Source organism: Methanolobus vulcani, from assembly GCF_900100715.1.
Classification (GTDB): Archaea; Halobacteriota; Methanosarcinia; order Methanosarcinales; family Methanosarcinaceae; genus Methanolobus; species Methanolobus vulcani.
The window spans coordinates 108766-122047 of the sequence record NZ_FNCA01000003.1 but is presented as its reverse complement, the minus strand read 5'-3'; the positions used below and the strand labels follow the sequence as shown (position 1 = coordinate 122047).

At 39.4% G+C, this 13282-nt stretch carries 14 protein-coding genes; 8 read left to right on the top strand and 6 right to left on the bottom strand.

Translation table 11 applies throughout. The features are described 5' to 3' along the window. Window positions 1–103 precede the first annotated feature (103 nt). Window positions 104–691, top strand: a complete 588-nt coding sequence (locus tag BLP52_RS05420) for a hypothetical protein (RefSeq protein ID WP_091709399.1) — start codon at window positions 104–106, stop codon at window positions 689–691. A gap of 45 nt (window positions 692–736) precedes the next feature. On the opposite strand, the gene BLP52_RS05415 is transcribed toward BLP52_RS05420, so the two are convergent. Together BLP52_RS05415 and BLP52_RS05410 are read right to left on the bottom strand one after the other, a co-directional pair. Beyond that, window positions 737–1714 (bottom strand): sensor histidine kinase, encoded by a 978-nt coding sequence (locus tag BLP52_RS05415; RefSeq protein ID WP_091709397.1) that lies wholly within the window; start codon window positions 1712–1714, stop codon window positions 737–739. Window positions 1715–1912: 198 nt separating this feature from the next. Continuing rightward, window positions 1913–2836, bottom strand: a complete 924-nt coding sequence (locus BLP52_RS05410) for a beta/alpha barrel domain-containing protein (RefSeq protein WP_091709395.1) — start codon at window positions 2834–2836, stop codon at window positions 1913–1915. 316 nt (window positions 2837–3152) lie between these two features. On the opposite strand from BLP52_RS05410, the gene BLP52_RS05405 reads away from it, so the two are divergent. The 4 genes from BLP52_RS05405 to BLP52_RS05390 all read left to right on the top strand — a co-directional run bounded on the left by BLP52_RS05405 (window position 3153) and on the right by BLP52_RS05390 (window position 7032). Then, complete coding sequence (locus tag BLP52_RS05405; protein ID WP_091709394.1) at window positions 3153–4988, top strand: cation:proton antiporter domain-containing protein; 1836 nt, start codon at window positions 3153–3155, stop codon at window positions 4986–4988. A gap of 195 nt (window positions 4989–5183) precedes the next feature. Continuing rightward, window positions 5184–6110: a replication factor A gene (locus BLP52_RS05400; protein ID WP_091709392.1), complete on the top strand. Its 927-nt coding sequence runs from the start codon at window positions 5184–5186 to the stop codon at window positions 6108–6110. Between the two features lies 1 nt (window position 6111). Further along, window positions 6112–6678 carry an RPA family protein gene (locus BLP52_RS05395; protein WP_091709391.1) on the top strand — a complete coding sequence of 189 codons (567 nt, stop codon included), beginning with the start codon at window positions 6112–6114 and terminating at the stop codon, window positions 6676–6678. 123 nt (window positions 6679–6801) lie between these two features. Next, window positions 6802–7032: a hypothetical protein gene (locus BLP52_RS05390; protein WP_091709389.1), complete on the top strand. Its 231-nt coding sequence runs from the start codon at window positions 6802–6804 to the stop codon at window positions 7030–7032. Window positions 7033–7041: 9 nt separating this feature from the next. On the opposite strand, the gene BLP52_RS05385 is transcribed toward BLP52_RS05390, so the two are convergent. The 3 genes from BLP52_RS05385 to BLP52_RS05375 are packed head-to-tail and all read right to left on the bottom strand — an operon-like array spanning window position 7042 to window position 8893. Further along, complete coding sequence (locus BLP52_RS05385; protein WP_091709387.1) at window positions 7042–7575, bottom strand: metallophosphoesterase; 534 nt, start codon at window positions 7573–7575, stop codon at window positions 7042–7044. Window positions 7576–7592: 17 nt separating this feature from the next. Continuing rightward, the gene (locus tag BLP52_RS05380) at window positions 7593–8381 is read right to left on the bottom strand and encodes a DUF7839 domain-containing protein (RefSeq protein WP_091709385.1); all 789 of its coding nucleotides are present in this window, start codon (window positions 8379–8381) and stop codon (window positions 7593–7595) included. Then, the gene (locus tag BLP52_RS05375; RefSeq protein ID WP_091709383.1) at window positions 8378–8893 is read right to left on the bottom strand and encodes an ArsR family transcriptional regulator; all 516 of its coding nucleotides are present in this window, start codon (window positions 8891–8893) and stop codon (window positions 8378–8380) included. The genes BLP52_RS05380 and BLP52_RS05375 overlap by 4 nt, the downstream gene beginning before the upstream one ends. Window positions 8894–9535: 642 nt before the next feature. Between BLP52_RS05375 and BLP52_RS05370 the strand changes: the two genes are divergently transcribed. Genes BLP52_RS05370 through BLP52_RS05360 form a run of 3 tightly spaced genes read left to right on the top strand, consistent with a single transcriptional unit; the run spans window position 9536 to window position 11456 of the window. Beyond that, the gene (locus tag BLP52_RS05370; protein WP_154717794.1) at window positions 9536–10147 is read left to right on the top strand and encodes a hypothetical protein; all 612 of its coding nucleotides are present in this window, start codon (window positions 9536–9538) and stop codon (window positions 10145–10147) included. Between the two features lie 51 nt (window positions 10148–10198). After that, window positions 10199–10600, top strand: a complete 402-nt coding sequence (tsaA, locus tag BLP52_RS05365) for a tRNA (N6-threonylcarbamoyladenosine(37)-N6)-methyltransferase TrmO (protein ID WP_091709380.1) — start codon at window positions 10199–10201, stop codon at window positions 10598–10600. 55 nt (window positions 10601–10655) lie between these two features. Beyond that, window positions 10656–11456, top strand: coding sequence for a nitrilase-related carbon-nitrogen hydrolase (locus BLP52_RS05360; RefSeq protein ID WP_091709676.1), 801 nt, complete (start codon window positions 10656–10658; stop codon window positions 11454–11456). A gap of 16 nt (window positions 11457–11472) precedes the next feature. Here BLP52_RS05360 and BLP52_RS05355 read toward each other — a convergent pair whose 3' ends face one another. Next, complete coding sequence (locus BLP52_RS05355; RefSeq protein ID WP_091709379.1) at window positions 11473–13161, bottom strand: ATP-binding protein; 1689 nt, start codon at window positions 13159–13161, stop codon at window positions 11473–11475. Window positions 13162–13282: the final 121 nt, after the last annotated feature.

The following is a 13282-nucleotide window of genomic DNA, read 5'->3' as shown; positions in this document are numbered from 1 at the left end:
CGTTAGAGGTTTAATGCGATATGCTTAAATACGGAGGAATATTACTCCTGAAGAGTTATTGATACATCTGCTTTGCTTACTCATATATTATGAAGGGGTATTTATGGAACACGATGAGATCATAGAGAATGTAAAAAACAGTATAATTCAGATGCAGGGTGTAGGAAATACTCTTCTGCTTAACGAAGAGGACAGAGAGATAATCAGAGAACTCGAGAAGAAAGCTGATGAAATGACTCTTATGGGACTTGGCAGAGGTGATAATAAGGGTGTGAAGGCAGTTCTAAAGAATAATGTTATATTTGCTTTTACTACCAACATGGATTTCTGCTGGCCTGAAGGTCCGAATGTCATTCTTATGCATGATGGTTGTGTTGTTGGTCAGGATGTCGACGATGAGGCCAAACTCGAAGAAGTAAAATCATGCAAGGACAAGCTCGTTATCGGTAATATTGTTATATATGACACAAGCGTCCTCAAAAAGATGGATGTGAAAAACAATCCATTAATTGTAGTATTACCTCCAAAACCATGTGCAGACGTAGAGGCAGTGGATAAGGTTTGTAATGTAATACTTGCTTCCCCCTCTCCACCAAGTGATGAGTATCTTAAGGAGAAGATGGGACTTGAAAATCTTCACGGCACAGGCACATTTCTGTTGGGATTCGATTTTGACTGTTCCTGCGGTTGATTTCTAAATAGCTGCATAGGCAGCTATTTCTCTTACATTTAACTCTTATTTTTTGACTCCGTGATTAGGAGTAGGTAATCTAACATGGACTGTGGTTCCAATTTCAGGTTCACTTTCAATCCATATGTTTCCCCTGTGAGCTTCCACTATGGTTCTGGCAATGTGCAGTCCAAGCCCATTCCCTCCATAACGTCTTGTTTTTGAACCGTCTATCTGATAGAACCTTGCAAATATGTTATCCAGTTCTTCTTCAGGTATTCCAATTCCTCTGTCAATCACCTTTATGTGAAGACTTTTGTAACCTTCGTGGATTATCAATTGAATCTTCTGCCCGTTTGGACTGAACTTGCTTGCATTTTCCAGTATCTGGATCAATGCTTCCTTAAGATATTTCCTGTCACCTTCAATATATGGAAGATCTGATCTGATATCAATATCTATTTCCTGCTCTCTCTGGCTGAGCTGGTCAGCTATATCAACAATAGCTCCTGTTGCAACATCATTTATTTTGAGTGTTGTAAATGTGTATTCGATATCTCCGGACCTTGCAACACTTATAAAAATAAGAGAATCAATGAGTCTTTCCAGCTTTTCAGAGGAATCAAACATCTTTTTGAGAGCTTCTTTTTGTTTCTTGTTAATCTCACCAAGGCTTCCATCATACAGGATCTCAGAGTAACCTCTTATTGGTACAAGTGGAGTTTTGAGTTCGTGCCGAAGATTTGCAATGAACTCCTCTTTTATAGCGTTAATAGAATTGAATTCTTTAATTGCATCCTTAATATCATGGTATCGCCTGTATGCAAAAATCAAGGATGCTATCATAATAAGTGAGATCGTTATCAATATCTGGCCCATTGTCCAGTCTTCAAGTGGACATGTAGTGTCTGAAAAAATACTTGAAAGGTCTGTTATCAATGAAAGAAATACTATACAGATGATGCCTGTAATAAGCAGGATCGTGTCAGTGACCATCCTTTTAGTATATGTTTCTTTTCTCAGATTGAGCGATTTTTCATCCATTGTAGGCCCGTTTTATTTATCAGGAAGTTTATTTCCTCTCAATCTATATATAATTATTCTTGTATAATTCTGTGTTGTAATTTTTATCAATACTCATAGACCTGTTTATTTTGAAATCTAAATGCAAAAAGAAAGTAAACACTGGTCACTATCAAAATTAAAAAAGTATGCACGGTTTACACCATGCAATAAAATGAATTATTCGCCGTTGTATATCTTGAGAGCATCTTCAACGGATGCATCCTCGACAGTTATAGCATAGATTGCATTACACATTCTGACTGCCTCATCGAGGGATTTCTGGTGTACATTCCTTCCTGTTGCATTGCCGCATGCGCCACTTACATGGATCTGTGCATAAAGCTTTTCAAGGAATGATTTTGGATCATCGCTGGAGCCGCCTGCACAAACAACCTTTGTCCTGCCGGCTGCCAGAACTGCTTCTTTGAATGCTTCTTCAGTTGGCATTCCCTCGGCTTTTGGATAGTTCACCTTCACAAAGTCTGCATTAAGACATGCACCTACACCGGTTGCACCTGCAATAAGGTGTGGGTCCTTCTCGTTAGCAACTGCTTCTCCTCTTGGGTATATCCAGAGGACAGTTACCATTCCGTACTGGTGTGCCTCATAGATGAGTTGTGCAGCCTGGTGGAACATTTCAGCTTCATATTTGCTTCCGAGATATATTGTATAGCCAATACCAAGAATGTTGAGACCACTGTTTTCGCGGAATTGGGCGATCTGGTCCATGTCATACCACTGGCCGCTGTATGGGTCATCCTGCTTTGTCTTCACAAGATGTGATTTTGAGTTGACTTTGACAAGATATGGTACATCTGCATAGTCCATTCCGTATCTTGCGATCATTCCAAGTTGTGTAGCAAAAACACCGATCTTTGAATTTGCAGCTATCTTGAAAAGATGTTCCGGATCATTATCATCTGCAGGTACACCCTCTCCAAAAAAGTCATCGTTTAGGTGTTCAACTTTCTGGTCACCTGCAAAGAGCATCATGTTCCCGCTGTTTGATGTTATCTTCATATAGTTCTTAATATATGTTTCACGTGCATCCCGTGGTACATCCAGTGGAACTTTAATATCTTCTTCTTTTATTAAGGCCATTTAAATCACTCAGCTTTATTAATTGGTCTTGTCTTCTAGTACCCTAAATCACGTTTTTCTATTTTAATTGTTGTGTAGTTTACACTAAAGTGTAATTCATTTCTTAAATATATTGAAATTGAGCCGATTAATAAATTGATTTATTTAGTATAATTATTTTCCTGCTCAGTCAGATCTCACACATGAACCGGCATTTTACATTAATGCTTTGCATTAGTGTTTTATATTTATAGACCTATCAGATAATTATTACATACTTAATAATTAATGTATTTACAAAACAATCTAATATTTTGTAGACTAATGGAGTATAAGTGTGGACTCAATATTCTTCCTTGAGATCGTTGTTTCAGTCCTTTTCATGAGCATGGTTGCACAGACTCTCAGCAAGCATTTCAAAGTGCCAATAATCATGTTCCTATTGTTGGAAGGCATACTTGTGGGCCCGGAGGTTCTGAACTTTATTGATCCTTCTACATTTGGTGATGGGCTTACAGCTATTGTGTCGCTTTCAGTTGCTGTGATCGTATTTGATGGCGGTCTGCACATTGATGTGAAAAATATCCGTACAATACAGAAAACTGCCTTCAAACTTACAACCATCGGTGTTTTGATTACATTTACAGGTGCAACTCTTGTCACATATTTCATACTTGACGTTGATTTGAAGCTTGCAGCACTATTCGGTGCACTTGTAGCAGCAACCGGTCCAACTGTGATAACTCCGCTTGTCAGGAACATACATGTAAATCATAAGGTTGGAAAGATCCTTGAAATTGAAGGTGTTTTCAACGATGCGGCCAGTGTAATTCTTGCTGCTTTCATGTTCGAATGGATAGTTTCACAGCTCAATGGTTTCAGTGCAGCATCTTTTATCATACAGAGGCTTATCATTGGAATTGTCATTGGTCTTGTCAGTGGAAATATTCTCAAGCGTTTTTTATCAAGTGGTTCTCTGGTAACAGACCAGACTGCCAGGTTCTTTACTCTGACACTTGTGGTATTTTCTTACGTGCTTTCCGAGCTTCTTGGCAATGAATCCGGTATACTTGCAGTTGCGGTTTTTGGAATAGTTACAGGAACTTCCAACATCCCACATAAGAATGCGCTAAAAGAGTTCAAGTCTGATCTTGTAATGATGATGCTGTCGATAATTTTCATTCTGCTGGCAGCCATGCTGAAATTTGAGTATATCATAGGAATAGGTTTCAAGGGAATTATTGTAGTATTATTGCTTATATTTGTAGTACGTCCATTGGCGGTTTTCGGCTCTACTGCGAATTCCCGCCTGAGGACTAATGAAAAACTGTTCGTATCATTCATTGGGCCAAGGGGTGTTGTCCCGGCATCCATTGCAACTTATTTTGCTATCAAGCTTGATGCTATGAACATATTAGGCGGCCAGATGCTTGTAGGGCTGGTATTCCTTACAGTTATTATTACAGTCATAATGACCGGAACCTTTGCAAGAAGAGTTGCCAATCTTTTAGGAGTTATACCCATGGAGATTCTTATTATTGGAGGCGGAGAGGTTGGGAAGATCCTGGCCGAGAGATTTGAGAAGCGAGGCGAGAATGTTGTTGTAGTGGACAATTCCGAGGAAAAATGTCAACGCCTGTTAAAGCAGGGAATCCGTGTTGTCCATGGTGACGCAGAGGACATCAATGTCCTGAAAGAAGCAGGTATTGAGAAGGCAAAGTATGTGGTTGCCACCACAGATCAGGATAATACCAATCTGCTGGTCTCGCAGATAGCAAAGAGTAAGTTCAATTTAAAGGAAGACCAGATAGTTGCAAGGGTCAACAATGTTGAGAATCTCCATGCATTCTGGGACTTGTCTATTCGTTCTATGAGTCCTCAGATGACCACTGCACTGGTACTTGATAATATGGTAGGTAAGCCATCTATGTTCTCAATGTGTGAGGTTGGAGAAGAAGGTGAGATACTTGAGGTTAGGGTCACCAATCCTAAGGTAGCAGGTAAAGCTATTAAGGAACTGAATCTCCCGGAGAATAGTCTTCTGCTCATGATCAGAAGAGGTGAGAAATCCTATATTGCAAATGGTAACCTTGTCCTTGAATACGATGATCTTGTAACGGTCATTGGCGAAGATGATGCTGCAAGAGAGGTTGCAGACATACTTTACAGATAATGGATCACAGAATTACTGTTATCCAATCTCTTTTATTTCTATTTTTGATTTTTTTATGTTCACTTTTATTTTTACCACTAAATATACTTTTATATATTACTTTCACCTAGCTTAGAATTAGGTTATATAGGCCGGATGCATACAGAGTATTGCCTCTCCATAAGACGAAACAAACAAGAGGCTTGAGGATTTGAAATGAAACAATTAGCACAGGAAATTAGTGCCAGGTTCAGCGAACTTGGAGTGGAGATCCCAATCGGGGAAATTGAAGAGCGTCTTGACAAGATGATCAATAAGTTCAAGGTGCCAAGGGAAGAAGCACGCAGAAGTGTTGTTAACTACTTTTTAAAATCATACAACATTAAGAGGAACGAGTTCTATACAGGACAGTCCGAATCTCCTCTTATCAACATTTCTGATGTTGATGATGGCAAGTGGGCAAATATCAGGGGAAAGATCGTCCAGCTGTGGGACAATACACATGAGTCCATATCCCAGGTAGGTCTGATTGGTGATGAAACAGGAACTATCAAGTTCACAATATGGGAAAGTGCAGGAGTCTCTACTGTTGAAGAAGGAAAGAGCTATCTTCTGAAAAATGTGGTTGTGAACGAGTGGAACGGTAAGTTTCAGCTCAATGTGAATAAAAGCAGTTCTATTGAATCTCTTGATGAAGAAATAGAAGTTGGAAATGCCACAGTGGAGTTCAGGGGAGCGATGGTCGATATTCAATCAGGCTCGGGACTTATCAAGAGGTGTCCGGAATGTAACCGTGCCCTTACAAAGGGAGCATGTATGGAACATGGCAAGGTGGATGGAGTTTATGACCTTCGCATCAAGGCGGTTATGGATGATGGTAGCTCAATACAGGATGCAATTATTAAAAGAGACCTTGTGGAAGAGGTCACAGGAATGACCCTTGAAAGTGCAATAGCTCTTGCCGCAGACGCCCTGGATCAGGGAGTTGTCCTTGAGAAAATGAAAGATTCACTGGTAGGAAGATATTATAATGTAAAAGGGTCAAGGGTTGACCGGTATCTTATTGTAGAATCTATTTCCCCGATATTTGCATACGATGCGTCCGAGCTGGGTGAGCTTATTGCAGCCGCAGAGGTGATCTGAAATGGCAGGATATACAAGGGAAGTTGCCAGAAGGATATTTGCACAGGAGTTCAGGGAATCTAATCTTAGTTTCAAGGATGGTGATGACCAGTATGCCCCACAGTATCTCCTTACACCAACAGGTGCTAAAGTGAACAGGATCTTCATAGTAGGAACTCTCATAGAAAAAGAAGACATAGGTACTGATTCAGAGTATTGGCGTGGAAGAGTAAGCGATCCGACTGGTTCATTCCTCATATATGCAGGTCAGTATCAACCTGAAGCTGCACAGGTACTTGCAGAATGTGAAACACCAGCATTTGTAGCTGTTGTCGGAAAACCGAGCACTTACACTACTAACGAAGGTGATGTTCTTACATCAGTAAGGCCGGAGTCACTTCATATAGTAGATGGGCAAACAAGGGATATGTGGGTAATTGAAACAGCAAAATGTACTCTTGACAGGATAAAAGAACTGGATGGTTCATCTCCAAATGCTCAGAGAGCAAAGGAATATTACGATCCTGACACAAAGCACTATTCTTCAATGGTTTCCCAGGCATTGAAATCCCTGAAGGAAACATACTAAATTTATCAGGGAACTCTCCCCTGATTTTCATTTATTTTTATTATCCGTAATAATTGTTATTTATTAGAATTTCCAACCAAAACCCCCATAAGTAACATCATCATTGATACTATCGTGGGTGTTATGAAGACTTATTTAGTACTCTGGTTCAACAGTAATGGTGCTCTACCCTCAGAAGTAGACAGAAGTCTTATGTCCCTGGGATTCAAGGCTGTTCAGGGAAATTATGATTATGTTTATGACTGGGGTGATAATGTAAATCTGGATGATATACTTCATTTTTCCGATAAAATCCAGATGACACTAAAGGGTAGCGGTGTAATGTTTAAAACAGAAACTGTGAACGGTCAGTAATAAAATAGATTAATTCTTATTTTTCCCTAGTTTGCGGGAAAAATCAATATATCCGCAGGATTGGCCGGTTATTGGAACAATGTTTGTTGTCACAGAGCCGTTCCTGATCTCCAGTTCAACTGCGCAGGGATCAGACATACGCGGTTTTGTTGGTGATCCGGGACATATCAAAAGAACATCACTCTTTTCTATAATTGGCCTGTGGAGGTGTCCGAATATAAGAACATCAACTCCCATTTCAAGGGCCATATATCTTGTTGCTGTGGTATCAACAATAGAAAGGGATGCTTCGTGAATAACTCCTATCTTAACTCCTTCAACCTCTAAGACAAGTTTTTCAGGAAGAATTTCCCTTACAGCAGGTTCATCTGAGTTGCCATGAACAGCTTTCAGTTTTCCCGTGGCTTCAAGTGCCTTGTAAAAAGGAAGAGTATCAAAATCTCCCGCATGGATGATCATTTCATAGTTTTCAAAAAGTTCTGACAGGTAAGCAGGAACGCTATCATTGCTTAAATGTGTGTCTGATATGATAATGATCTTCATGTTTCCTCGAGATTGTATTATTGTATACTGAGATCAACAAGTTCGTATTCCAGGTTCTCAGTCTCAAGTCTGCTAAGTATGGTTGGAACTTCTTCATCAATGGCAAGTACAAGTGATGACAGGCCGTGGTATGCAGCTTCGATAACAGATTCCTTTGCACCGAACATCACATGTGGTTCCATGTCTATTCTTCTAAGAGCTATCAGGGATTCCACGCCAATTGTGGCAATATATGCTTTTGACTTTGCAAGTGCCCTGAGCCTTTCAACATCAACATTGCGGGAACCGCCTCTCTCAACCCTTGGTATCCTGCACACAGTAATGCTGGCATTCTCAAGATCGATAAGCCCCATCAGGTCAGTAACACCTACATCCTCGCCCTGCTTTGCAGCAGAAATAGTTGTTCCGGTTGCATTTGTTACATCAGTGGTGCTTACATAGAGCAATCCACTTTCCATTTTCAGGTAGACTTCTTTACCTTCCCCAAGATCTTCTCTTGCAATAGCAGTCCAAGTAGAGACATGACTTATAATATCGCTCATCACGTAGCGGGCATATCTCTTCATATCTGCTGCATTCTCAAGTACCCATTCAACACCCTGCTTTGTGATCCTGTAGCGTACTCTTCCTTCTGAATAGATAAGACCTTCTGCAACCAGTTCTTTGATATACTCAGAAACAGCCTGGGGCGTTACACCTATTTTCTCGGCAATTTCCTTTTGTCTTACATTGGGCTGATGTGCAGCTACTTCTATCAGGATCTGAAATTTAGTGATACCGCTTTTACTGTGAAGGAGTTCTATCATTCTGTCTCCCCATTCTGAAGGACCTTGAGTCTCTGCCCCATAACAGAAAGCTTATCGGATCTGCGGGCAACAGCGCGAATATACAAGGGACTCTTGTTCAACGCTCTGGTAAGACTACTCATAGAGTCATTACCCTGCTCTACCAGTTGTTCAAGTTCTTCAATGGCATCCTTTACTTCTTCATATGGCATAAAAGTAAGCATTATGATGTCGCTCATGTCCTCAAAAGAGCACTGGAAGTTTGTCTGGACTTTAGAATAGGATGTACGATACTCTTTTTCAGGGGTCTTTCCAGGTTCTGGCATGTGCCACTGACTTTCTATCAGACCACTCTTTTTGAGTATGTTAATACTCTTTGTTACATCGGTTCCTAAAAGCTCCTCAAGATCTTCCTTTGTCATCCAAAGGTTCAGAAGTGCATCAAATACTTTTTTGTGTCTCTGGGATCCAAAAACCTGAAGCAGAGGTACGAGTTCGGAAGGATCATTGATAATTCTTGTTCGTTTACTCATCTAATTACCTCGTATAGCCAACGGACCAGGTACAAAACAGACACATCAGGGCATGAAACACTTTGGAATGCGATAAATATTGCCTATATGTTGTCTATTTTTAGTACCTATCATATGGAGGTTAAACTTAATAAATCTGTTGTGATTTCATAATGTTTCGAAATAGATACTGGCCTTTTCACAGTTCAATTTGAATGAAGACTTCTTTGGAACATGTTCTTTTGTTTTTCTATTTGCAAAGTACATTGGTTCGCATCCATCAATCCTCCGAAATATACATAAATGATAAAACAATGTTCGATTCATCATTTCCTGCACCGCGACATGAACCATAATTATATGGTACTTGTATAGTATTAATGGCTTTCAAAAGCCCGGTAAGATGTCATATATTCCTTTAATTGAATAGGAACATAGAAATAACTCTGATGTACTGTTGCATACAGATTACAGGAGAGGACCGTCTTTTCATGTCGGTAAAAGCCGCATATACTACTACCGTATAACTATCTATTTCCATCCTCTTAAGAGGGACTCTTATAACGTCATTATTCCTATTAAAGGTACCTGTTTTCTGCTAAATTAAATTTGGAAGAGACCGGCAAATATATCAGGTTTGTTATCAATTATGATACAATTATTATGTCCGATAATATCTATTTACTCATAAACGATATCCTGAAAGGTCGACAGCTTTCCATTAGCGGTGTTACAAGAGAACTTAAGGACAAAGGTGTTGATGAACATCGCCTTGTAATGACAGGTTATCTGCGTGCTCTGAAGGATCTAAGAAAGCTGAATGAAGTTGAGATTCCACCTTCAAAAGTCTACAGTCTTGCAGAAACAGAGCAGGCCGACACCGAAGACATATATTCTCTTATAGCTGAAAACATAAGATCAGTAGACTCTGCATACATGGTTCCTGTAGCAGCTTATGTACTTTCCAGGACGGTTGAAAGACCAGTTTTCAAGGAAGAATTTGTACGTATGGGTATCGGTCCAAAAAGCCTGACAGATTATCTTGCTTCGCTGGATTGCGTTCTAAAACCTGCGGAAAAGAGTCCAAAAGAATATGCAACTGGAATAACCAAGCTGAAGATCAGTTCTGCAGAACCGGCCTATGAGCTTGAAAAGATAAATGAGGTCATTCTTAAGCATTCAAATTGTATACTTCTCAAGATTCTCAGAAACTCCGTTGACCTCACAGGTCTGATCCCCAAAACAAAGTCCACTTCGTTAGAGGATTTCAGTTGATAATCCATTTGTCAATGAGTTCTGTTTCACTCGTTATGGTACGTGATATCTATGTCTGAAAATAGCAATGATATTTCCATTGTAATGCATCCAATTGGATTTGTAAATAATATCATCTCCGACCCTGCATATGCAAGAGAGAAAAAAGATACTGAATCTCTGATAGTTCTAAAAAGTGAATATGCTGAAGGTCTGGATAATATTACGGACTTTGAAAGAATACAAGTATTTTTCTATTTCCATCTATCAGAAAGTTTCTCTATGATACAGAAGCGCAGATATGATGGAAAAGTAGCTGGTGTCTTTGCTTCAAGAAGTCCAAGAAGACCAAATGGTATTGGTGTTACGGTTGTGGAACTTCTTAAAGTGGATAATAACATTCTTCACGTAAAAGGACTTGATGCGGTAAACGGCACTCCTGTTCTTGATATCAAACCTTATATGTCTGAATGAGCTATTTTCAAAAAACTTCGTATTTGCCGATAACATAAGGATGGAGATAGTATCCATGTCTGGAAAAAACAGCATTAAAGTAGCCTGTATTCAGATGAGTATATCTGATTGTAATAAATTGTGTAATATTGAAAAAGCATTAGCTATGGCAAAAGATGCTGCTTCTACAGGCTCAGAACTTCTGGTCTTTCCTGAGGTTTTTTCCACAGGTTTCTGTTATGACAATATAGAAATATCAGGCGAAACAGAAAATGGAGATACAATACGGGATATGTGTGCTTTTTCAAAGGAACATGGATGTGCAATGGTATTTTCCATTATTGAAAAACAGATGTCTTCAACGGGATTAGAGTATTACAATCTGGGTGTTTGTGTGGAAGACGGATATGTGGTAGGCACTTATCGAAAAACACATCCTTTCAAGCGTGAAAAACAGTATTTTTCAGCAGGAGATTCTATTATTCCTATCAGACTTCCAATAAGGAAATTAACAATTGGTCTTCAGATCTGCTATGAGATACGTTTCCCGGAAGTATCCAGAAAACTTGCTTTAATGGGTTCTGACATTCTCATAACAATAGCCGAGTTCCCAAGTCCCAGAGGGCACATATGGCGTTCACTTGCAATTGCAAGAGCCATTGAGAACCAGATTCCACACATTGCATGTAACAGGGTGGGAGAAGGCTCAGATTCATCATTCTTCGGAGGTTCTATAATCGTGGACCAGTTGGGTGATGTAATGGAAGAAGCTGGCGATCATGAGACAGTAATTATTGGTACTATTGATCTTGAAAGAACTAATAGAATTAGAGATGAGATTTCCGTATTTGATGATCGAAGGACGATTCTTTATTAGAAAAGGCTAGGTAGTCTCATATCTTCGTTTTTTGCAACGTTACTTTGAATGTTGTTCCTTGTCGGTCAGTTCTGTCAAAGACCTCAACTGTTCCCTCATGAAGATCAACTATACGTTTAACAATTGCAAGTCCAAGCCCGGTTCCTTTAATGTTGACCTTATGAGCTCTTTTAAAGCGATCAAATACATATGGTTTTTCTTCATCAGGAATTCCCTCGCCTTCATCAGAGATCGTTATTTCCCATGTGTCATCGACATCTTTGACATCTATATTGATATTGCTTCCTGATGGACTGTATTTGATAGCGTTCCCTATCAGATTAGAAAAAACATCCTCTATTGTAGTATTCACATCAGCAGGATACTTGGCAGATGGATTGAAAGTGATATTCATGTCTTTTTCTTCAAGTTTTGGAATAAGGTGTTCTATAACTTCTTCTATTATCTCTTTAAGATCTAGTGTCTTAAAGGACATATCATCCATGTTCTCAAGTTTTGCAAGATTTGCTGCATTCTCTATGAGTTCTATTAGCTTTTTGTTATTTCTTTCGATGGCTTCCATTGCATCTTTTTTTCTGGGCTCGTCTTCCACTTCAATAAGGAACTCAACATAACCTTTGATCACAGTTGCAGGGTTTATGAGATCATGTCTGAGTATGTCTGTAAAAAGATCCTTCAACTCATTTGAGTTCTTAAGTTCAAGAGAGTACTGTTTCAGTTTTTCCTCTGCAATCTTTCTCTCCCTTATCTCAACTTCAAGTTCCCTATTCTTTGAATTTAATTCATAGGTTTTCTCTTCAACCTTGTTCTTTAGAGTAAGGCTCAATATGAGAAATATCAGGAGAAGGCCGCCACCGATGCCCACAGAGAATTTAAGCCATGACGGACTTTCCCACGTTGCGAGATTCTCTGCATTATTTTCTTCTTTATTTGAAAGGTATTGTATGTTACCGTCTTCCAGCACCATCTGGCGTATGTCCTGATCGATCTTTTCACTGACGGCAGGGTCTGTTTCTTCAGATAGTGCAAAGACCATATCTGTGGGTGATATCACGAAGGGTATTTTTTGCAGATTGAATTGCGTTTCATGTAGTTCTCCATATGATCTTGCTATTATCCCTGCATCAACTTCCCTTCTTTCTACAAGTTCGAATATCTGCATATAACTTTCAGTTTCAATGAACACATAACTGGTGTTGCCATTTCCAGGACTGGCATTGAAATTTTCATAGAATATGTCATCCACATGGGCTATTCTCTTCCCGCTAAGGTCATTCATGGAACTGATTCCTGAACCTTTGTATGTGTAAACTATTCCCCAGTCTGTGTATGGAGCTTCTGATGTCAAAATATAGTGTTGCTCTATTTCGGGTATATAAGGAACTGCAGGAAGGATATCTATGCTATTGTTATCAAGTCTTTGATAACATTGTTCGAGTGTGCCAGGGATATATCTTAACTCCCAGCCTTCTTTTGTGGCTATACTTTCCAGTATCTCTGCATAAAGCCCGACGGCTGTTCCATTCTGATCCTGTGAGATGAGTGGCTCATTCGGATAGACCCCTACTTTGAGTTCCATGGTGGAATTGGCACCAGCACAGGGAACCAGCAGGAAACTGAGTGTTATGAAAACAAGAAATGTTCTGGCTACAAGCCTGATTATGGTTTTGTTGCTTTCATCTGGAGTCAGATTTCTTTCGTTCATTTGATGCTCAATAATTAACTATGTTTTATTGGCTTCAAATTTATATTTATCGTATATTTTAACATTTCCAATACAGTAGAACAAAAATAATGAAAAAAGAAAAAGAGAAAAATACTGATTA